General features: G+C 28.5%; 24 protein-coding genes. 1 reads left to right on the top strand and 23 read right to left on the bottom strand.

What is annotated here, in order from left to right; all coding sequences use genetic code 11:
• Positions 1-147: 147 nt before the first annotated feature.
• From HCG70_RS15485 to HCG70_RS15535, 11 genes are all read right to left on the bottom strand, one after another.
• Complete coding sequence (locus HCG70_RS15485; RefSeq protein ID WP_042396814.1) at positions 148-513, bottom strand: methylglyoxal synthase; 366 nt, start codon at positions 511-513, stop codon at positions 148-150.
• A 54-nt stretch (positions 514-567) separates the two neighbouring features.
• Positions 568-1,179 carry a DNA-3-methyladenine glycosylase gene (locus HCG70_RS15490; protein WP_042396811.1) on the bottom strand — a complete coding sequence of 204 codons (612 nt, stop codon included), beginning with the start codon at positions 1,177-1,179 and terminating at the stop codon, positions 568-570.
• A 63-nt stretch (positions 1,180-1,242) separates the two neighbouring features.
• Positions 1,243-2,316 (bottom strand): SPFH domain-containing protein, encoded by a 1,074-nt coding sequence (locus HCG70_RS15495; protein WP_042396809.1) that lies wholly within the window; start codon positions 2,314-2,316, stop codon positions 1,243-1,245.
• Between the two features lie 46 nt (positions 2,317-2,362).
• Entirely contained in the window at positions 2,363-3,082 is a 720-nt protein-coding gene (locus HCG70_RS15500; protein WP_221697983.1) for a PspA/IM30 family protein, read from the bottom strand.
• A gap of 121 nt (positions 3,083-3,203) precedes the next feature.
• The gene (locus tag HCG70_RS15505; RefSeq protein WP_042396804.1) at positions 3,204-3,824 is read right to left on the bottom strand and encodes a hypothetical protein; all 621 of its coding nucleotides are present in this window, start codon (positions 3,822-3,824) and stop codon (positions 3,204-3,206) included.
• Between the two features lie 145 nt (positions 3,825-3,969).
• Positions 3,970-5,184 carry a D-alanyl-D-alanine carboxypeptidase family protein gene (locus tag HCG70_RS15510; protein ID WP_042396801.1) on the bottom strand — a complete coding sequence of 405 codons (1,215 nt, stop codon included), beginning with the start codon at positions 5,182-5,184 and terminating at the stop codon, positions 3,970-3,972.
• Between the two features lie 156 nt (positions 5,185-5,340).
• Positions 5,341-6,645 (bottom strand): pyrimidine-nucleoside phosphorylase, encoded by a 1,305-nt coding sequence (locus HCG70_RS15515; RefSeq protein WP_042396798.1) that lies wholly within the window; start codon positions 6,643-6,645, stop codon positions 5,341-5,343.
• 17 nt (positions 6,646-6,662) lie between these two features.
• Positions 6,663-7,835 (bottom strand): phosphopentomutase, encoded by a 1,173-nt coding sequence (locus HCG70_RS15520; protein WP_221697984.1) that lies wholly within the window; start codon positions 7,833-7,835, stop codon positions 6,663-6,665.
• A 41-nt stretch (positions 7,836-7,876) separates the two neighbouring features.
• A complete protein-coding gene (locus tag HCG70_RS15525; protein ID WP_042396791.1) occupies positions 7,877-8,755 on the bottom strand; it encodes a tyrosine-type recombinase/integrase in 879 nt (292 codons plus the stop codon).
• A 75-nt stretch (positions 8,756-8,830) separates the two neighbouring features.
• Complete coding sequence (spoIIM, locus tag HCG70_RS15530; RefSeq protein WP_260457846.1) at positions 8,831-9,466, bottom strand: stage II sporulation protein M; 636 nt, start codon at positions 9,464-9,466, stop codon at positions 8,831-8,833.
• Positions 9,467-9,550: 84 nt separating this feature from the next.
• Entirely contained in the window at positions 9,551-10,219 is a 669-nt protein-coding gene (locus HCG70_RS15535; RefSeq protein WP_042396786.1) for an HD domain-containing protein, read from the bottom strand.
• Between the two features lie 174 nt (positions 10,220-10,393).
• Between HCG70_RS15535 and HCG70_RS15540 the strand changes: the two genes are divergently transcribed.
• Positions 10,394-10,726 carry a DUF1622 domain-containing protein gene (locus tag HCG70_RS15540; protein WP_243275558.1) on the top strand — a complete coding sequence of 111 codons (333 nt, stop codon included), beginning with the start codon at positions 10,394-10,396 and terminating at the stop codon, positions 10,724-10,726.
• A gap of 30 nt (positions 10,727-10,756) precedes the next feature.
• Here the strand turns inward: HCG70_RS15540 and spo0A are convergent, their stop codons facing one another.
• The 12 genes from spo0A to nusB all read right to left on the bottom strand — a co-directional run bounded on the left by spo0A (position 10,757) and on the right by nusB (position 22,590).
• Positions 10,757-11,575: a sporulation transcription factor Spo0A gene (gene spo0A, locus HCG70_RS15545; RefSeq protein ID WP_221697986.1), complete on the bottom strand. Its 819-nt coding sequence runs from the start codon at positions 11,573-11,575 to the stop codon at positions 10,757-10,759.
• A gap of 309 nt (positions 11,576-11,884) precedes the next feature.
• Complete coding sequence (gene spoIVB / locus HCG70_RS15550; RefSeq protein WP_221697987.1) at positions 11,885-13,075, bottom strand: SpoIVB peptidase; 1,191 nt, start codon at positions 13,073-13,075, stop codon at positions 11,885-11,887.
• A gap of 183 nt (positions 13,076-13,258) precedes the next feature.
• Complete coding sequence (gene recN / locus HCG70_RS15555) at positions 13,259-14,953, bottom strand: DNA repair protein RecN (protein ID WP_042396776.1); 1,695 nt, start codon at positions 14,951-14,953, stop codon at positions 13,259-13,261.
• Between the two features lie 20 nt (positions 14,954-14,973).
• On the bottom strand, positions 14,974-15,423 hold the full coding sequence (locus tag HCG70_RS15560) for an arginine repressor (protein ID WP_042396774.1): 450 nt from the start codon (positions 15,421-15,423) through the stop codon (positions 14,974-14,976).
• 37 nt (positions 15,424-15,460) lie between these two features.
• The gene (locus HCG70_RS15565; RefSeq protein ID WP_042396772.1) at positions 15,461-16,291 is read right to left on the bottom strand and encodes an NAD(+)/NADH kinase; all 831 of its coding nucleotides are present in this window, start codon (positions 16,289-16,291) and stop codon (positions 15,461-15,463) included.
• Between the two features lie 42 nt (positions 16,292-16,333).
• A complete protein-coding gene (locus HCG70_RS15570) occupies positions 16,334-17,143 on the bottom strand; it encodes a TlyA family RNA methyltransferase (protein WP_042396769.1) in 810 nt (269 codons plus the stop codon).
• Between the two features lie 11 nt (positions 17,144-17,154).
• Positions 17,155-19,014, bottom strand: a complete 1,860-nt coding sequence (dxs, locus tag HCG70_RS15575; RefSeq protein WP_042396767.1) for a 1-deoxy-D-xylulose-5-phosphate synthase — start codon at positions 19,012-19,014, stop codon at positions 17,155-17,157.
• 17 nt (positions 19,015-19,031) lie between these two features.
• Complete coding sequence (locus HCG70_RS15580; RefSeq protein WP_042396766.1) at positions 19,032-19,901, bottom strand: polyprenyl synthetase family protein; 870 nt, start codon at positions 19,899-19,901, stop codon at positions 19,032-19,034.
• Positions 19,891-20,106, bottom strand: coding sequence for an exodeoxyribonuclease VII small subunit (gene xseB / locus HCG70_RS15585; RefSeq protein WP_221697988.1), 216 nt, complete (start codon positions 20,104-20,106; stop codon positions 19,891-19,893). Before xseB ends, HCG70_RS15580 begins: the two co-directional genes overlap by 11 nt.
• Entirely contained in the window at positions 20,084-21,319 is a 1,236-nt protein-coding gene (gene xseA, locus HCG70_RS15590; protein ID WP_221697989.1) for an exodeoxyribonuclease VII large subunit, read from the bottom strand. Before xseA ends, xseB begins: the two co-directional genes overlap by 23 nt.
• The gene (locus HCG70_RS15595) at positions 21,309-22,157 is read right to left on the bottom strand and encodes a bifunctional 5,10-methylenetetrahydrofolate dehydrogenase/5,10-methenyltetrahydrofolate cyclohydrolase (protein ID WP_042396761.1); all 849 of its coding nucleotides are present in this window, start codon (positions 22,155-22,157) and stop codon (positions 21,309-21,311) included. Before HCG70_RS15595 ends, xseA begins: the two co-directional genes overlap by 11 nt.
• 25 nt (positions 22,158-22,182) lie before the next feature.
• A complete protein-coding gene (gene nusB / locus HCG70_RS15600; RefSeq protein WP_042396758.1) occupies positions 22,183-22,590 on the bottom strand; it encodes a transcription antitermination factor NusB in 408 nt (135 codons plus the stop codon).
• Positions 22,591-22,689 lie beyond the last annotated feature (99 nt).

Genomic DNA, 22,689 nt, shown 5'->3' on the forward strand with positions numbered 1-22,689 from the left:
AGCTTCAGCTTCATTAACTATTTTTTACTTTGTGGATAACCGCACTTGAAAAACATTAAGTTTTTCAGTGCCCTCCCATTATGCAACTCTATTTTTTATACATCAAAAACTATACCTATACGATTTAGTAATTTCTTTATTAAATTTTTATTTATGCAATGCATCTAATACTAATTGGGCTGTTGAAACATTTGTCGCAAGAGGTATTTCATAAACATCACAAAGTCTTAGTAATGCATTTATATCTGGTTCATGTGGTTGTGATGTTAAAGGATCTCTTAAGAATATTACTAAATCAAGCTTTTGTTCAGAAACTAAAGCTCCGATTTGTTGATCTCCACCAAGAGGTCCACTCTTTAATCTATGCACTTCTAAATTTGTATTTTCCATAATTCTTAAACCAGTTGTTCCTGTTGCATAAAGTTCTAAATGAGATAATCTTTCCTCATTTATTTTTGCGAAATTAACCATTTCCTCTTTTTTCTTATCATGTGCAATTAATGCTACTCTCATCTTTATCTCTCCCTTTTACTTTTCTGCACCTTGAAGATTCAGAAATTACATTTGTTATTTTTTTGATACAAAATCATTATCTTTTATATAAAATCTCCATAAAAAATCTTTAGCCTCTTCTGCATAGTCTATTCCAATTCTTTTTGTTTTAACTATTTCAAAATCATTTTCCTCAGATTCTTCAAGATAGATTTTCCCTTGTTCATATAGTTTATCCCCATTTAAATCTTTATCTATTAAATAAGCTAAACATAATTTAGATGGACCATTAGTTAAGTTTTTAATTTGAGTTTTACTTAATTCTTTAAATTGTTTTTTATATCTAACTTGTGAAATATAATCAAATTCATTTAAAGGTTCAATTGCTCTTATTAAAACTGCTTCTGCCACATCTTTTTCATTAGTAACAACATTAAAACAGTGGTATAAGCCATATATAAAGTAAACATAAGCTACTCCGCAATCACTATATAATATTTCAGTTCTTTTTGTTCTTCTACCATTATAAGCATGACAAGCTTTATCTATAGCTCCTATATAGCTTTCTGTTTCAACTATTTTTCCTTTTAAGATTCTACCATCAACTTCTCTAACTAATACCTTTCCAAGTAAATCATTAGCAACATCTATTGCACTTCTGTTATAAAACTCTTTATCGATAATCATAATGTACTCCTTAAATGTTTTTCTTAAGTTTAGGTATTTCCTATTTCAAAATTATAATTCTTTTTAATTTACTTTACAGCCACACTCTCCACAGAACTTAGCACCTTCTGCTACTTGTGCCCCACACTCGCTACAAAACTTCTTCTTTGTTTTAGTAACTTCTTCTTGAACATTTTTCGTTCCACAATTAGGGCAGAATTTAGCATTTGCACTTAAAGGTTCTCCACAACTCTTACAAGTTGTACTAGAATTATTTCCGCCAGCATTATGTGATGAATTAGATGATGAACTATTTTCCATGTTTTTCTTCATTTCATTCATCATATTCATTCCCATTTGCATACCCATTCCTGCTTGAGCCATATTAGCCATTGAGTTATTAGGATTTTTCTCCATAGCCTCTACCATAGAAACATTTTGGTAATGACCTATATTACCTACCATTCCATAAGCTGCATTTTTATCTATCATTTTTTGAACTGACTCAGGATAACTGAAGTTTTCTATATTAAATGATGTTATAGTAAGACCTATTTTAATCATTTCCATATCTAAATCAGTCTTTATACCATTTGCTATATCAAAGGAATTTGCTTGTAAATTAAACATATCCTTTCCTTCTCTAACTATCCATTTCATTAAAAGCTGATCTACAACAGCTAAAGCTCTCATTTTTACATCATCAACAGTAAATTGACTTTTAATACCTGCAATCTTATCTATTAATGTCATATGATCATCTATCTTAACATTAAATGATCCAAAAGCTCTTATAGGCATTCCACCTGGCATTCCTGGTGCTGGAATATTTACTGGGCTCTTAGTACCCCATTTAACTTGAAATTCTTTTGTATTTATAAATAGTACTTCTGCTTTAAGTCCAGACTTAAATCCAAATTTAAACCCTTTTAAAGTTGACAATAAAGGTATTATTTCTGTTTCTATTTCATAATTACCTTCTTCAGTAAATACACCTTCAACTTTGCCATTATGCATAAATATAGCATCTTGACCTGGTCTTATTATTAATCTACTATTCTTTTTAATTTCGCTATTTTTCCATTTCCAGAACAAAACATCATTTCTCGTTTCATTCCATTCTATTACGTCTAACAGTTGATTACTAAACAACCCCATACTATTTGCCTCCTATATTATCCATGCCATTAAAATATTCTATATATTATTTTTCTTCTTTAAGTTTTGCTAACTCATCGTCAATTGCAGAAGCATTATTATTTCCCTTTAAAGCTGCTAGTTCATCTTCTACATCACTATTAGAAGTTTTATCATATTTACTCATTAAATCATCTATTCCATCACTTGGCTTTGAATTTAATTCTGCCATAGCATTTGCTTCATCTAACATTCTATTTGCCTTTTCTTCCATTCTGCTAAATGAATCTAAACTTGATTTTGAATTATTTATAGATGAGCCCATTTTATTAATTCTTTCTTGCATCTTTGCAGTTGCAACTTTAGCTTTAATTGTGCTTCTTCTTTCATTAAGCTCTTCAATTTGACTTGTTAATTTATTATACATTTCTTTCATCTTAACTGAATTATTATGTGCAGCTTCATACTTTGTGTTAAGTGCACTTAACTTTTCAGATAATGATACCTTCTTTGTTAAAAACGCTCTTGCATCATCATCATTTCCTGCATCTACAGCCATTTTTGCATACTCTAACATTTTATTTACATCTCTTTGGCATTCATCTAATTCTCTTTTAGCTCTAGTCTCTTCCGCCATTACTGAAGCTGTTTCTGCTTTAACTTTATTTAAATCATCATTTAAGTTTCTCATTAATTGATCTATCATTTTAATAGGATCTTCTGCCTTGTCTAATAACGCATTAATATTTGATGACATTATATCACTAAATCTTTTTAAAATTGACATTTTTAATCCTCCTATATTTAAAATATTACTATTTATATTTTACCATTATTTAGCTTAAATAAAAATATTAATTCCTTTTAATTTCATATTTCGCTTTATAAAAAACTAATTATATATTACTTTAAACTATTGAAGCATATAACTTATCATCTTTTGTATAAACCGTAACAGTAAATGTTCCAAGTGGTCTATAATTACCATCAGTTGCAGATAAGTAGCCTCTTAATTCTAATTCAACAATACTATCATTTTCATTTTTACTTTGTAGTATAACCTTATCTAACTTAAAATAAACAGGATCTTCATTTGATAGGCCAAATTGTTCCCCTAGAAAGTTTGCATTTTCCATAACTCTTTCTTTTTCTTCATCCGCTATCAATACAACGTCTTCACTATTACTATCCCAATCACTAACAATATAATTATATGCTTCTGAGTTTTTATGTAGATATTCCGTTAATAAATCTATTGCAAAATCTATTTCCTTATATTCACCTTGCACGTGAGGATAACCATTCATGTCATCATATATCTTATCCCCTTCATTTAATTCATATATATTTTTACTTGATTCATAGCTTTTTCCTAAAGCATTAAACACAGTATATTCCATAGTTTCTTCTTCAATATTTTCTTCAATAATAGTATTATTATTCTCACCATTTGTTACAGTATCATTATTTGCTGAACATCCCGTTAATAAACCCACTATTACCATTACATATATTAATTTTCTCTTCACTAAAGTTCACCTTCCTACATTTACATTGTAGTATAAAAAAAGGGATTAATCCATTTTTTTATGAATTAATCCCTTAACATAACTTTTATATTTTATTTTAGTGACTAACTCAACATATTGTCTATCCAATCACTAAATATACTATTTATACTCCCTTTTTAAATAGATTTTTCATATTATATTTTAAGTTATCAATAAATCCGCCTTTTTCAACATCTCTATCACAATATAACTCTACTTCTCCAACCTTTTGACCATCTAGATATACTTCACATTTTCCTACTATTTCACCTTCAGTATAACTATCTTTTGGCTCATTTAATATAATCTTATTTTGTGGTTCTCCTTCACTGCCTTTTAAGAATACTATAGATAAGTCATCTTTAGCTTTTGCTACATAATATCTATCTTCACTCTTTCCTAAATATACAGTTTCAACATCATCATCTTTATTAAATAGCTTTTTACCTTGATATTTTGAGAAACCATAATTCATAAGCATACTAGCATCTCTATTTCTAATCTTATATGTAGGTGCTCCCATAATTACAGCAAGCATTCTTACTCCATCTCTTACAGCTGTTGCACTTATACAATACTTAGCTTCTTGAGTAAATCCAGTTTTTAAACCATCGCATCCATCAAAGAAACGAACTAATTTATTGTGATTTACTAACTCAATAGGACTCTTTCTTCCTTCAGATATTGTTTCCATATATGTACCGCTATATTTTAATATTGTTGGATGCTTTAGTAATTCTAATGACATTATAGAAATATCTCTTGCTGTTGTTAAATGCCCTTCAACTGGTAAACCATTACAATTTTTAAATGTTGTATTAGTCATTCCTAGTTCTTGAGCACGTTCATTCATTAATTTAACAAATTCATCAGTAGAACCACTTAAGAATTCTGCCATAGCAACTGCTGCATCATTACCTGATGCTATTGCTATTCCTTTTAATATTTCTTCAACAGTTCTTACCTCTCCAGTGTCTAGAAGCATTGTGCTTCCACCCATACTCTTAGCATTTTCACTACAAGTTATCTTATCATCTAATGAAATTTTACCACTATCAATAGCTTCCATTGCTAATAACATTGTCATTATTTTAGTTACAGAAGCTGGGGCAAATTTTTCATCTGGATTTTTTTCATACAGTACTGTACCACTTACAGGCTCAATAAGAATTGCAGATTTTGCATCTACATTCATACCTTCTTCTAAACATGCTGTATAAATATCCTGTGGATATTCATTTTCCCATTCATTTCTTTCAGACGCCATTGGAATAACTGTATTTAAACATAATAAACATAAAAGAATAATAGAGATTTTTTTAAATAATTTTTTCTTCATTTGTTCTCCTCCTTTTAAGCTTATTATTGCCCAAAAAAAATAAAAATATGATAAAAAGAATTTTACTTTCTATTTATCATATTTTCCTCTTAGGCTACACCCCTAATCATTGAAAGTGACAAGCGACAAGCTTGTCACTGATTAAGTTTGTTAACTTTATTTTATAATGTCATAAATTAGCGGAATATTTAAGTCATATTTATCTTCAATAGTTATATTATTTAAGATACTTTCTCTAGCCTTTTCTATATTCCCTTCGTTATTTGAGTGTATGTACGCTAGAACATCACCCTTGTTAACTTTATCGCCTCTCTTTTTATTTAAAACAAGTCCTACAGCTAAATCTATTTCACTTTCTTTAGTTGCACGTCCTGCTCCAAGTTCCATGGCAATTAGTCCAAAAGCTTCTGCTTTAATCTTAGTAATATAACCATCTCTTGGTGCAATAACTTCTTCTATATACTTAGCCTTAGGGAATTTACTAAAATCATCTATTGGTGAAATATCTCCACCTTGTGCTTTTATAAATTCTTTAAGTTTTTCTAAGCCTTTTCCATTAGCTATATTTTCTTGTAACATTTTTCTAGCTTCTTCTTCGCTTTCCGCTTTTTTAGCACAAAGTAACATATTTGAGCCTATAGTTAATGTAAGTTCTAAAAGGTCTTTAGGGCCATTTCCTTTTAATAATTCAATAGCTTCCATAACCTCTAAGCTATTTCCTATTGCATATCCTAATGGCTGATCCATATCAGAAATTACTCCAATAGTTTGTCTTCCAAGATGATTTCCGATATCAACCATTTCTCTTGCAAGTTCTTTAGCTGTTTCTGGTGTTTTCATAAATGCACCATCTCCAACCTTAACATCTAAAACTATAGCATCAGCTCCTGAAGCTATTTTCTTACTCATAATACTTGATGCTATTAAAGACATGTTATCAACAGTTGCTGTAACATCTCTTAATGCATATAACTTCTTATCAGCAGGAACTAAGTTTCCACTTTGCCCCATAATAGCAATATTAATATTATTAACATTTTCCATGAATTGTTCTTCTGTTAATTCAACAGAAAATCCCTTAAATGTTTCAAGTTTATCTATAGTACCACCAGTATGACCTAAACCTCTTCCTGACATCTTAGCAACTGGTATTCCAAGTGATGCAACTAAAGGAGTTAAACAAATAGATGTTTTATCTCCAACACCACCAGTAGAATGCTTATCTACCTTTATTCCATTAATATTACTTAAATCAATTTTATCTCCAGATTCAACCATAGCATTAGTTAATTCTGCAGTTTCTCTCTTATTCATCTTATTGAAAAATATAGCCATAAGCATTGCTGATGCTTGATAGTCTGGTATACTTCCATTTGTAAACCCTTCTACAAAAAAGTTTATTTCTTCTTTTGTTAATTCTTCGCCTTTTCTCTTTTTCATTATAAGGTCATACATTCTCATAAGTTTAATTCCTCCAACTATTCCATTATTTCATTTAAGAAGCTTTTTCCAACTAATTCATTCTTAACATTAAAGAAATCTAATATTGTTTTTCCTATATCAGCGAATGTTTCTCTTGTTCCAATATTAACTCCTGGTTTTACATGTTTTCCATAAACTATTACAGGTATATGCTCTCTTGAGTGATCTGTACTGCTAGTTGTAGGATCACAGCCGTGGTCAGCTGTTATTATAAGGATATCCTCATCAGTCATTTTTGAATAAATTTCTTGTAGTCTATTATCGAACTCTTCTAAAGCTTTTCCGTATCCACTTGGATCATTTCTATGTCCATATAACATGTCAAAGTCAACAAGATTTGTAAAGATAAGACCTTCTTTTATAGTATCCATATAATCTAAAGTTTTATCTACACCATCCATATTGCTTTTTGTATGAACTGCACAAGTAATACCCTTTCCATTGTAGATATCTTCAATTTTACCAACGGCTGCAACTTCTAAATTTTCTTCTTTTAAATATTCAAGCATAGTCTTATTAAAAGGATCTAATGCATAATCTCTTCTATTAGAAGTTCTCTTGAAGTTTGGAGCTTCTCCTATAAAAGGTCTTGCAATAACTCTTCCTACTGCCCATTCATTTACAAGCATATCTCTTGCTATTTGGCACATTTCATATAATTTCTCAACTGGAATAATATCTTCATGAGCCGCAATTTGGAATACACTATCTGCAGATGTATATATAATCGGATATCCAGTTTTAACATGTTCTTCTCCCAAATCTTCAATTATTTGAGTTCCTGAAGCAACAACATTACCTAATATTCCTTTTATATTTGCTCTCTTTATAAATTCATCTATTATTTCCTTAGAGAAACCTTGTGGGTAAGTATTTAAAGGTTTTTCTAAAATTACACCACTAATTTCCCAGTGCCCTGTAACAGTATCCTTTCCTTTTGATGCTTCTTTGCTTCTACCATAAGCACCTATAGCATTTTCACATTTCTTAGGAGCATTAACACCTTCTATGTTACCTATTCCTAACCTTTCTAGTTCTTTTATTTCAAGACCATTACAAGATTTATATACATGATCTAAAGTATGACTTCCTTCATCACCATAGCTCTTTGCATCCTCTAATTCTCCAACTCCTACACTGTCTAATACAATTAATATAGCTCTTTTCATATTTTTTCTCCTTTCGTATATAAAGCCCCTTTTTAAAAGCCTTAAGCTCTTGGATGGGAGTTTTTATAAACCAAGTTTATTTTATCATTATTTATTATCTCATAGTAAGTGTCCATGTAAGTTAATACTTGATTTCCTAAAAGTTTTTGTACCGCTCTTACATTTGCTCCATTTTGAAGTAGGTGTACTGCAAAGGAATGTCTAAATGTATTTAAATTAACATCTTTATTTATTCCTGCTTTGTGAGAATATTCTTTTACTATTCTCCAAACTCCTTGTCTTGTTAATTGGTTACCATTTAAATTAACAAACAAATTGTGTACTCCTGCTGAAGCTATTATATCCCTTATAGATAAATATTCCCTTAAAGCCGCTTCTGCGCTTCTTCCAATAGGGATAAGTCTTTCATAATTTTTATTATCATGACATCTAACATATAGTAAATCTAAATTTACATCTTCAACAGATAGATTAATTATTTCAGAAACTTTCATTCCTGTAGCATACATAAGTTCTAATAATGCATTGTCTCTAATTCCCTTATTACAATCCTTATCTACTACTTTAATAATCTTATCTACTTCTTCAACGGTTAATATTTCTGGAAGCTTCTTTGATTGATCTGTACTCTTATAATATATCTTCGGTATATCTCTTATTATCTTTTGATCTTTTAAATAATTATAAAAGCTTCTTAAGCTAATAACAATTCTACTTATTGATCTTTCAGATTTTCCTTCTTCCAACAAATGGTCGATATAATTTTTAACTGTAACATTGTCAGTTTCATCTAAATATATATCTTTACTATTTAGATACTTGATATACAAATTCACATCAGTTACGTAAGCATAAACAGTGTTATCACTTTTATGACTTTCAAGTAATGACTCACGATATTCATTTACTATTTCTTTCATAATTCTCCCCATTCCCACCTTAATTATTATTATTCGACAACAGCTTTAGAATTTCCTTTTATAATCATCTATTAATTAACCAACTTTATAAACATTTGTAACTACAAACTTAATAATATTTGGACCAAGATATGCTTCAATTAGAGTTCCGATAATGAATACACATGCCAATACCCCAATCTTTAAAATTAGTTCTCTCTCTACTATTGTATTTACTTTACCTTTATTAAAGAACTTATCTTTAAGTTTTGTTGAAGAAAATTCAATTCCAACTATACTTAATGCTATAAAGCAAGGAATATAAATAATATTCTGTGGTATTGTTGAAGCTAACGCTAACCATAATCCTTTACCGTCGAAGGTTGAAATTAAAAAGCTAAAGGTATATCCTAATGTAAATCCTTTAACTAAATCCAATAAAAGAATTATTGGCGTCCCAAATACTGTAAAGGCCAATGCTATAATTATTGTTATAAGCATTAAATTTTTCTTTAGTATATTAAATAATAAAACTTTATTATTCACTGCTTCTTTTGCTATACTTTCAGTAAATGTAGAAAAATAGCTCGTAAGATCTGTTGCATCTCTTGCACTCATATATTTGACTATATATGTACCTAATGCTATACCTACGCAAAAGAATATAAAAACCATAAAATAATAAAACTTATTTTCTTTTTTATTTAAGTTTAATTTACTTATAATCTCCAAAGAAACCACCCCCATATTGTTATATCTTAATAATATGATAGTAATTTCTAGTATATTCATAAGTGAATATATGTAACTTAAATTTTATATAATTTTTTCTATTTTTTTCACTTTTTCCTTTATATTTTTTAAATCCAAATTGTAGTTTTCTTCTAAAATTGATATAACTTTTTTTATATCTTCTATTTCTTTTGCTTTTTTATTATCTTCTAATTGCCCTCTTCCTAATCTGTCACTTATAAATAGTAAAATCATATCATTTAAATCTACATCTTTTATCATTTCTTTTGTTTTTGCAAAAGGTAAATCTTGAATTATATAAAGATGATGCATATGATATTTTATTAAATTTAATATTTTACTTTTTTCATCATTTTCATAATTATAATAATCTAATATTTTTTCTGCTAATTTTACTCCTTCTACATCATGATTATACGAAATCCATCTTCCTTGTTTATTTTTCTTTGTTGTTGGGCCTTTTCCTACATCATGTAATAATGCACCCATCATTAAACTTTCTTTATCATTTGCAAATTCTTTTACTTTAGCTGCTGTATCTATCACTTGCATAACATGATTCCAGACATTTCCCTCTGGATGATATTTAAGGTTTTGTTCTGTATTTTGAAGTATAAGTAATGCATCCAAAGGTGTATTTCTTAACGAATCTTTAATTTCTTCTAAATAGCTTGATGGTTTTTCACAAATTATTAATTCTTTTTGTATTTCCCTTAATTTATTTTTTTCCATCCTTTTCTCCTTTACATATAGTTTCGTACATATTTAGTTTTCCTACATTCTTTCAAAATATTTAATACACATATGTTTTATTCTAATAATTATTTATAAGTTTATTACTATATTCGTATTATTTTTTAAGCTTTGGGTAACCTAAAGATATTATCAATTTGAGGTGTATACATTTTGGAAGAATTATTTAACAAATATTTACCTATTCTTATTCATATTTTTGAGCTTATGGGAATTTTGATTTTAACTCTTGGAGTCTTTACAGCTTTTTATCACTATATTTTAAAAAGATTTTTCAAAAGAGATGTTGATATTAAATATGAATTTGCAGATGTTATGGTTACAACTTTAGATTTTAAGTTAGCAGCAGAAATATTGAAGACTGTTATCATTAAAAATATGGATGAATTAATTATTTTAGCTTCAGTATTTATTATAAGAATAATCATGACTTTTGTATTAGAAAAAGAAATGAAAATAGAAAAATCTAAAAAAGACAGTAACTGATTTTAAAATCCGTTACTGTCTTTATATATATTAAGACACTTTATTCTTTAATCTTAGCTTGTCTGCAATGATAGCTATGAATTCTGAATTTGTTGGCTTACCTTTTTCATTGTGTACAGTATAACCAAATAACTTATTGATAGCTTCTACTTGTCCTCTACCCCAAGCAACTTCAATAGCATGTCTGATAGCTCTTTCAACTCTTGAAGCTGTTGTATTATATTTCTTAGCGATTGAAGGATATAATTCCTTAGTTACAGCTGATAATAATTCCATATCATTAACAACCATAGTAATAGCTTCTCTTAAATACATATATCCCTTAATATGTGCAGGTACACCTATTTCGTGAATTATGTTTGTAATTTCAGTTTCTAAATCAACAGGACCCCTGTTGTTACTTGTACTAATCATTTCAGTAGCAGTCATAGCAACTTGCTTTTTAACTGGCTCATTATTTCCGATTGTATCATTAAACATATCTCTAATACGTTTAGTGAATATGTCCATATCAAAAGGTTTTACTACATAATAATCAGCACCTAAAGTTATAGCTCTTTGAGTTATTTTATCTTGTCCTACTGCAGATAAAACAACTATTCTTGGGAATTTATCTAAATCCATAGAATTTAATCTTTCTAAAACCCCTAAACCATCTAAATGTGGAATAATTATGTCTAAAACAACTAAATCAGGTTTCTTCTCCTCAATTAGTGTTAATGCCTCTTTTCCATCCTTCGCAATCCCTGTTACAACTATATCTTTTTGATTTAAAAGATAGTCATTCAAAATACTACAGAATTCTTTATTATCATCAGCAATAATTACAGATATTTTATTTCCATCCATCGTTTTCTCTCCCTTTCTACCCATCATAATAGTATTTTTTTTAAATTTAAAACTTAAAATAACATTAAAACTTAAATTAGTTTATTTTCTAAAACTTCTAATTCAGTTATATTTACATGCTTTTTAACTCCATTGATTGTATTATAACATAAAATTTAAAAATATAATAGGGGTTTTGACATTATTTTGAAATTTTTTTATAAAAATGTTGTAGTTTTTTTGTAAAATAATATATTAATCTTAAAATCGTAAGATATAGTATCATTCTTTAAAAATACTATATCTTACGATTGCATTTTTCAACTTTATTTATTCTATAATCCCTGCTTCTTCAAGCATCCATTCTATATATATACCATATCCTATATCTGGCTTATTAATAAGTACATGAGTTACAGCACCTACAATTTTATCATTTTGTATTATTGGACTTCCACTCATTCCTTGAACTATTCCACCAGTTTTACTTAATAACTCTTCATCAGTTACTCTTATTATCATACTCTTTGGTCCACTCTTATCTTGTTGGAGTAACTTAACTATTTCAATATCATATTCTTTTGGTCCTTCATCATCAATTGTAGTTATTATTGTAGCTGGACCTTCAACCACTTCATTTCTAAAACCAACTGACATTGGTTCACTAAATTTAGGATTTATTAATGGTTCATATGAATTTCCAAAAATCCCTGAAGTAGAATTATTTTTTATTTCTCCTATAGAATTCTTTTCATTTACAAATAATCCTCTTAATTCTCCTGGTACTCCTTTTTCACCTTTTCTAACACTTAAAATTGATGCTGATAAAAGATCTCCATCTTTAATTGTAAATGTAGTATTAGTATCACCATCTGTTATAGGATGACCTAAAGCACCAAAAGTTTCACTATCTTCATGATAGAAAGTTAATGTTCCTATACCAGCTGTAGAATCTCTGACCCACAAGCCTAATTTGTAGTCTTCTCCTTCTTTCACTAATTCAATATCTTTATTGAATTTACAACCTTCACGGATAAATTCTACATTAACAGTACTAGAATTTGCTTCTTTAATTAAAGTGATCAATTGCTTTGAACTTTCAACATCTTTTCCATTTACCTTTAATAAAACATCTCCTAATTGTATTCCTGCTGCTTTTGATGGACTTAATTCATTTCCATCTCTAGTATCTACATCTGAAAAACCTACTACTAATACACCTTCTGTTGATAATTTTATACCTACACTTGTTCCTCCAGGATATAATTTAATATCCTCTAATTTTTGTACTGCCACTGATTTTATTGGAATAAGACCAAGGAAATCAATATTAACTTTATCTTTAGTTAATTTAACAGTATTTAATACACCTTGGTTATGTACAGAAATATCTGACACTTCGGTACTATCATTAATGTATATTTTTTCTGGCAGTTGCGAAACACTTAAATATGCTACTAATGCCAAAATAGCTATTGGAGCAGTAATTATACTAAAATACTTTAATATTTTTTTAATCATTTTATCTCCTCCTTGCCTTCTGACATTAATTTTCCCGCTATACTATCTTTATATGCTGTAATAACTCTGTTAACATAGTTAAAAATTTATATTTAAATACATTTTATATAAAAAAAATAAAACCATGATAAATTACCATGATTTTATTGTTTGCAGTATTTCAAAGCCTTATGTATATAAAAGCTAATTATTTTTCATCTCTTTCTTTTTTATTTCGGCAAATTTCACCATTTCTGATGCATTTTCGATAGTAACATCACTAATTTCATCTCCACCAACCATTTTAGCAATTTCCCTAATTTTATCATCTCTATTTAACATTCTAATTCCAGTAAATGTTTTTCCATTTAATACTTCCTTAGAAACAAAGTAATGATTATCTGAAAGTGCTGCAATTTGTGGTAAATGTGTAATACATAAAACTTGGTGTTTTATTGATACTTCGTACATTTTTTCACCAACACGTTTTCCTATAGTTCCACTTATACCAGTATCTATTTCGTCAAAAATTAATGTAGGAATTTTATCCTTATCTACAAAAACACATTTTAAAGCTAACATTATTCTTGAAAGCTCACCACCAGATAGTACTTTCTCTAATGGCTTTAATGGTTCTCCTGGATTTGCAGAAACTAAAAATTGTACTTCATCATATCCTCTACTATTCATATTTTCAGTTAAAAGAACTTCTATTTTAATTATAGCTTTTTCAAGCCCAACATAAGACAATTCTTTTTTTATGTTAACTTCTAATATTTCACTTGCTTCAACTCTTAAATTATGAAGTTTTTCACCTATAACCTTCATTTTTTCTTCAAGTTTTCTTTGCTCTTCTTTTAATTTGTTAATTATTTCTTCACTATTAACTAATTCATTATATTTTTCTTTTAAATTTTTTAAATTTTCTAGGATTTCTCTTATTGAATTTCCATATTTCTTTTTATAAATTCCTATACTATAAATTCTTTCATTTATTTGTGCTAATCTATCTTCGTCATAAGTTATTTCACTACCAATATCACGAATTTCTCTTGTTACTTCTTCTAAATTATAAAATGCTTCTTCAATTTGATTTTTCTTTTCTTTAATTACTTCTGAAACATTTTCTACTAATGATAATTCCGATATAACCTTTGATAGTCCTTCTAATACAGAAATTCCATCATTAGATGAATTTAAATACCCATATGATTTAACTAAGCTATTAGAAATTTTTTCAGCATTTGAAAGCATATTGAATTCATCTTTAAGATCCTCTTCTTCATTAATTTTTAGATTAGCTTTTTCTATATCTTCAATTTGGAACTTAATATAGTCTGCTAATTTTTCTCTATCTTCATTACCTTTTAACTCGTTTATCTTTTCAATATTTTCTATATATACATGTCTTAACTCTTCAAATTCACTAAGTAAATCTTTTATTTTTTCATGATAAAATTCATCTACATATAGAATATGAGTTCCTCTATTAAGTAAATTTTGATTTTGATGCTGGCCATGGATATCTAAAAGTTTTTCTCTAATCCTTTTTAATTGAGATAAAACAATACTTCTATTGTTAACTTTAATAATGCTTTTACCATTTAGAGTTGTTTCTCTTCTAATAATAAGCATTTCATCTCTATCTATAGATAATTCATCTAATACTTCATAAACTTCATCATTTTCTATAGAAAAAACAGCTTCAACAATTGTTTTATCTTCACCATATCTTATTTGATCTTTAGAAAACTTTCCACCTAATACATAATCTATAGTATCAATAAGAATTGATTTACCTGCACCGGTTTCTCCTGATAATATATTGAATCCCGCACCAAACTCTACCGATAACTCTTGAATTAACGCGAAATTTTTAATATTTAATTCAACTAGCATTATACCCCACCTTTAAATAATTAAGAAATCATCTTTCTTATCTTAGAAATAAGTTCTAAAGCCTTTTCATCAGTTCTTACTAAAACAAAAATTGTATTATCTCCTGCAATAGTACCAGCAACATCGTTAGTATATAAACTATCTATAGCTTCTGCTGCTGCTGATGCTGCACCTGTTAAAGTTTTTACAACAACAAACTTATCAACTTGTTCTGCAGAAATTGCAGCATTTTTTAATATGCTATATAATTTATCATTTATACCTCTTTCCTCTTTTGTTGGTGCACTATATTTATATTTACCATTTTCACTTTGCATCTTAACAAGCTTTAATAATTTTATATCTCTTGATACTGTTGCTTGTGTTACATCATATCCAGATTTCTTAAGTGCTTCTGCTAACTCTTCTTGTGTTTCTATATCATTATTATTAATAATATCTAAAATTTGATTGTGTCTTTTGGACTTCAAATTAATCACCTTCTCCATCTGTAATTCTTTTCTTTTTTTAATTATCTAATATTTTTTGTCTTAAAACATTAAAATAATCATAGTTATCAAATAACATAATTTTTGCTAAATAATCAGATTTTTTTATTATTATGGATGTATTATCATTAATTTGTTTAGCTTCTTGTCCATCAAAGGTTAAATAAATTTCTCCATTATAATTTTCTGCTTTTATAAGTATTTCACTACTACTTTTTAAAACTATAGGTTGCATTCCCCTTGTATGTGGACAAATAGGAGTCAATGTAATTACATCTACATCAGGATAAATAAATGGTCCTCCTGCTGAAAATGAATATCCAGTTGATCCAGTAGGAGTTGCAATTATTATTCCATCACCTTTAAATCTATAATAAAGCTTATTATCGATAAACACTTCAAATTTAACCATTCTTGATAATGTACCTCTTGCAATAACTACATCATTTAAAGCTTTACCTTTTTCATTATTTTCATCATTTAACATTGTACATTCTAAAAGGATTCTATTTTGAATAGTATAGTGTCCATTTTTTATCTTATTTAAAGCTTCGCCAAAATCCTGTATTTCTATACTAGATAAAAAACCTAAATTTCCAATATTCACTCCTAAGATTGGTACATCATATCTTCCATTTATATCTCTAGCTATACCTAGTAATGTACCGTCTCCCCCTAAAACTATTAGCAAATCAAGTTTATTATCAAATTTATATTTACTCATCTCATAACTATTTAATACAGTAATTTTTGAATATTTAAACACCTTTGTAATTTCCTCTATAACTAAAGATAATATCTTACCATCTTTATCTTTTGAAGGATTTAATGCTACTATAATATTTTTCATATTAACTCCTTTTATTATTTGCTATATACCTATAGCCAGCATTTATAGCTGGCTATGTGATTCTCTTACTACATCATCAATTTGACTTAGTTCAAAAGTGCCTTCTTTTTCTTTATCTTTTGTAAAGTAAACTAAATATTCTCTATTACCTTCTGGCCCTTTAATTGGTGAGAAACTTAATCCTAAAACATTAAAGTCATTTTCAATTAAGAAGTTTACAATTTTATTTACAACTTCTAAATGAACTTCTATGTCTCTTACAACACCTTTTTTCCCTACCTTTTCTCTTCCAGCTTCAAACTGTGGTTTTATTAGTGCAACAACTTCACCTTTGTCACCTAAAAGATTTTTAACTGCAGGCATTATTGTTCTTAATGAAATAAATGATACATCTATTGATGCAAAATCTAATGGCACACCAATATCTTCTGGAGTTACATATCTTATATTTGTTCTCTCCATGCAAACAACTCTTTCATCTGTTCTTAACTTCCAAGCAAACTGTCCATAACCAACATCTACTGAAAATACTTTACTTGCATGATTTTGAAGCATACAATCTGTAAATCCTCCTGTTGAAGCACCTATATCCATACATACTTTATTAGTAAGATCTATTCCAAAAGTATTCATTGCTTTTTCTAATTTTAATCCACCACGGCTTACGTACTTAAGTTCTTCACCCTTAAAAACTATATCTGCATCAACACTTACTTTTTCTCCAGCCTTATCAACTCTCTGTCCATCAACAAATATAAGTCCTGCCATAATATTAGTTTTTGCTCTTTCTCTCGATGTACAAATACCTTTGTCAACTAATAATACATCTAATCTTTCTTTTTTTGATGCCATATTCTTCTCCTTTATTTCATAACGTTTATAACGCACTTTTCTATTGATTCTGGATCTAACTCCGCATCCCTATATAATAACTCCACATCTCCATGTGGAACAAAACTATCACCATATCCTAAAGCTTTAAACTTACCTTTAAAATCAAGTTTGCTTAATTCCATTAAAACATAGCTTCCAAAACCGCCATTTATAGCATTGTCTTCAATTGTGATAATATCATATCCTTGAGTAGACAATTCTTTTAACATTTCTGTATCTATCGGTTTAACGAAAGTAGCTCCTATTACTGTTGGATTTATTCCTTTATCCTTTAATGAATCTGAAGCTATCATTGCATGTTGAACCATTTTACCAACAGCAATTATTGCAATTTTATCACCGCTTATTATTTTTTCCCATTTTCCATATTTTATTTCAGTTATAGGATTAATATCTTTAACACAATCAGCACCTCTTGGATATCTTATTGCTATTGGACTGTTTTGATTTAATGCCCATTTAAGCATTAAAGGTAACTCCTCTAAATGTTTTGGTGCTAAAATTGTCATATTAGGTATAGCAGATAAATATGATAAATCAAAAACTCCTTGATGAGTTTCACCATCATCTCCTACAATACCGGCTCTATCAATTGCAAATACTACAGGTAAATTTTGAATACACACATCATGAACTATTTGATCATAGCCCCTTTGTAAAAATGTTGAGTACACTGCAAAAACTGGTCTTAAACCTGCAGATGCCATACCTGCAGCAAGTGTAACTGCATGTTGCTCTGCTATTCCTACATCAAAAAATCTATCCTTATATTCTTTTGCAAACTCTTTTAAGCCTGTACCATCAGGCATGGCTGCAGTAATTGCAACTATATCACTATTACTTTTTGCAAGCTCTATCATTGTATCTCCAAATACTTTTGAATATGTCTTTTTTGAAGGCATAAATGCTTCTCCACTTTCTAAATCAAAAGGAGAAACTCCATGAAATTTATTTGGATTTTGTTCAGCATACTCATAACCTTTACCTTTTTGGGTAATAGTATGAATTATAACTGGACCTTTTATTTGCTTTGCTTTAGTAAATACATCATTCATTAATTCTATATTATGCCCATCTATAGGTCCAATATATTTAACTCCCATATTTTCAAATAACATTGGTGGAACTAATAAATGTTTAATACTATCTTTAACTCTATGTAAACACTCAACTACAGTTTTTCCTGCATCACTATGGCTAAGTGTACTATTAATATCTTCTTTTAGCTTATTATATCCTGGGCCTACTCTAAGTTTATTTAAATGATCTGAAAGACCACCTACATTTTTAGAAATAGACATTTGATTATCATTTAGAACTATAATAATATTTGTTTTATTAAATCCAACATCATCAAGGGCTTCTAATGCCATTCCTCCAGTTAATGCACCATCGCCAATAACTGCAATAACATTGAAGTTTTCTTTTTTTATATCTCTAGCTCTTGCTATTCCTAAAGCTGCTGAAATTGAAGTACTACTATGCCCAACTCCAAATGCATCGTATTTGCTTTCACTAATTTTAGGGAATCCACAAAGACCTTTATATTTTCTTAATGTATCAAATTTATCTTTTCTTCCTGTTAATATTTTATGCACATAACTTTGATGTCCAACATCCCATACTATTTTATCTTCTTCAAAATTAAAGCTCTTATATAAACTAAGCGTTAACTCTACTACACCTAAATTTGAAGATAAATGTCCTCCAGTTTTTGATACCTTATCTATTAAAAAGCTTCTTATTTCATTACTAAGCTCATATAACTCTTTATCAGTCAAGGCATGAACATCTGTTGGTGAATTTATATCCTCTAATAGTTTTGACATAATTACCATTCCTTTGTTTAGTTTTCTCTATCCAAAAGTTCCTTAGTTAAAATTTTTAAAGCTTCCGTATTTACAGATAAGCTATCTAGTATATTAATACTTTCATTAGTTAGTCTTTCGCATTCCTTAATACAATAATCCAAACCATGCATACTTATGAAATTAGTCTTATCATTTTCTTCATCACTTAAAACTTTTTTGCCTAGTTTTTCAGTATTACCAATAACATCTAATATATCATCTTTAATTTGAAATGCTAAACCTAAATTTTCCCCGAACTTTTCTAATAATTCAATTTCTTCTTCTGATGCATTACCAAGTATTGCACCAGCTACTATTGAAACTTTAATAAGTGCGCCTGTCTTTTTCATATGCATATATCTAAGCTCTTCTTCACTTATCTTTTTTCCTTCGTTTATTATATCAACGACTTGACCACCAATCATTCCTTCTGCACCCGCAGCTTCTGCTATCTTTTGAGATGCCACTAATGCCTCTCTACCATGATTTAATGAAAATTTCATCATTACATTCATTGCTTCATTCAATAAAGCATCTCCTGCTAATACAGCAATATCCTCACCATATACCTTATGATTGGTTGGCTTTCCTCTTCTTAAATCATCATTATCCATACAAGGTAAATCATCATGAATTAATGAATATGTATGAATCATTTCTATTGCACTAGAGAATTCTAATATTTCTCTCCAATTTTCTTTATACATATTATAAGTTAGCAACATAAGTAAAGGTCTGATTCTTTTTCCACCAATATTAAGACTATAACTAGCTGAATCATAAATTACTTTATTAAAACTACCTTTATTTTCAAAATAATTTAATAGAAAAGTATTAACTTCCTTTTTCATTTCACTAAACATCATTTTCCCTCACAACTTCAGAATTTTCTTTAATAGTTAGAAATTTCCCTTCTAAAGTATCTAGGGTTTTATATAGTTTATTTACTATTTTGCTTCCTTTTTCATATTCCTTCATAGCTTCTTCTAAACTTAATTCATCATTTTCTAAAGTTGATAAAATGCCTTCTAAGTTTTCTATCATCTCATTATAACTTTCTTTCTTGGCCATGACAATTTCCCCCTTTTTCTATTGGAACAAAATTCCCTATAACGTATCCATCTTCCATAGAAATTTTAATTTCTTTATCTTCACTAAAGAAATCTTTACTTTTTATTATCTTTCCATTTTCATCTTCTATTATAGCATATCCTTTTCTTAATATATTTATTGGATTATGAGCATTTAATACATTATTAAGTGAAAATATTTTTTCTTTATTGCTCTTTATTTTAAATGCTATAATTTTTTCTATTTTTTCTTTTAAATTATCTATTTCTATATATGCATTAGCTATTTTGCTACTTGGTGAATTTAAACTTAAAACTTTTTCTAAATTCATAAGTTTTCTTTTTTCACTAGATAATTTACTATCTATAATAAAGTTTAATTTATTTTCAAATTCATTAATTTCCCTATATAATTCTCTTTCTAAAGGTACAACTACCTCTGCTGCTTGTGAAGGTGTAGCAGCTCTAAAATCTGATACAAAATCAGATATTGTAAAATCTACCTCATGACCTACTGCTGAAACTATAGGTAAATTTGATTTATGGATTGCATAAGCTAAGGCTTCTTCATTGAAATTCCATAATTCTTCAAGCGATCCTCCGCCTCTTCCTATGATTATAACTTCTACACTCTTAGTCTTATTAAAATATTCAATCCCATCAATTACAGTTTTATAAGCCCCTTCTCCTTGCACTAATGCTGGATAAAGAACAATATCTACTTTACTATTTCTTCTTCGTATAACATTTATTATATCACATATAGCTGCACCAGTTTCTGATGTAACTACTCCGATTCTATAAGGATTTTTAGGAAGGGGTTTTTTAAGTTCTTCATCAAAATACCCCTCCCTACTTAATTTTTCTTTTAGCTTTTCAAACTTTATGTGAAGCTCACCTAGTCCTTCTTGTTCAATTCTATCACAGTATAACTGAAAAGTTCCATTAGCAGAGTAAACAGAAGCTCTACCAGAAACTATTACAGCCATACCTTCTTTAAGAACAAAATCTAAATCATAGCTTTTGCTTTTGAACATAATACAGTTAATTTTGCTATTATCATCTTTTAATGAAAAATAAATATGACCACTTGAGTGATATTTTAAATTAGAAATTTCTCCCCTAACTGAAAGATTATTTAATATAAAATCATTATCTAATATTTTTTTTATATAATTATTAACTTCAGATACCGTTAAGGTTTTAATCTTCATACTTTTCTATAGCCTCACATGCATTTTTCATAAGTAAGGTAGTAGTAAGCGCGCCTACACCGCCAGGAACTGGAGTAACAAATGAAGCTACATCAATAACTTTATCAAAATCTACATCCCCTGTAATCTTTCCTTCAACAGAGTTTGTTCCTACGTCTATTACTATAGCTCCATCTTTTACAAAGCTTTCATCTACAAACTTTGCCTTTCCAATTGCAACAACTAAAATGTCTGCTCTTTTACATACTTCCCTTAAATTTTTAGTTCTTGAATGGCACATTGTTACTGTACAATTTTCCTTAAGTAATAATGCTCCAGCTGGCTTACCAACAATATTACTTCTTCCAATAACAACAACTTCCATACCTTCTAAATTAATATTTAAGCTTTTTAAAATTGTTAATACCGATTTAGGCGTACATGGCATAAAAGTATCTTCTCCCATATATAGCTTTCCTTGATTAACAAATGTTAAACAATCAACATCCTTCTTAGGAGATATAGCTGATATAACTTTCTTTTCATCTATATGTTTTGGTAATGGTAATTGAAGAATTATTCCACTAACAGTATTATCATTATTTAATTTATCTATCTTATTAATTAATTCTTCTTCTGTTACTTCTTCATTTAAATGAACTTTTTCAAATTCCATTCCTAATGATGTTGCTACCTTTTCTTGATTATTTAAATAAAATAAAGATCCTCCATCATTTCCAACTAATATAGATGCTACCTTAGGAACATTTAAATTGTTTTCTTTTCTCTTATTTACAAACTCTTTAATTTCCTCTTTTATTTCTAAAGCTATTTCTTTGCCATCTATTCTTTTACCCATTTTTGCCCCTCCAGTTTATTAATTATTACTCTAAAGTTTTTAATACTTTATCTAAAACTCCATTTACGAAAGATGTACTCTTTTCATCTGAATACTTTTTAGTTAATTCTACAGCTTCGTTAATTGCTACACTACCTGGTACATCGTCAACAAATAACATTTCACCTACAGCTAATCTTAATATTGTTAAATTAACTTTTGAAACTCTATCTAATTTCCAGTTCACTAACGCATTAACTATTCTGCTATCAATATCTTCTAAATTGTCAGTAACAACTTTTACAACATTTTTTATGTAATCAACATCTATAGTTTTTAAATCCATTTCATAATCTTCTATGAATGTTTCTATTGTTTCCTCGTAAGTATTTTTACTTAATTCCATACTAAAAAGCAGTTCCATTGCTTTTTCTCTTGATTTTTGTCTTTTCATAACTTCCTCCTAGGTATATATAACGATCTGTTAAGTTATATGAACATTGCTCTTCTCAACCTAAGGAAATACAATAAGTTTGCGATACTAAATAATACC

It is taken from the genome of Clostridium sp. K04 (genome assembly GCF_019734375.1).
GTDB classification, from domain to species: domain Bacteria; phylum Bacillota; class Clostridia; order Clostridiales; family Clostridiaceae; genus Clostridium; species Clostridium saudiense.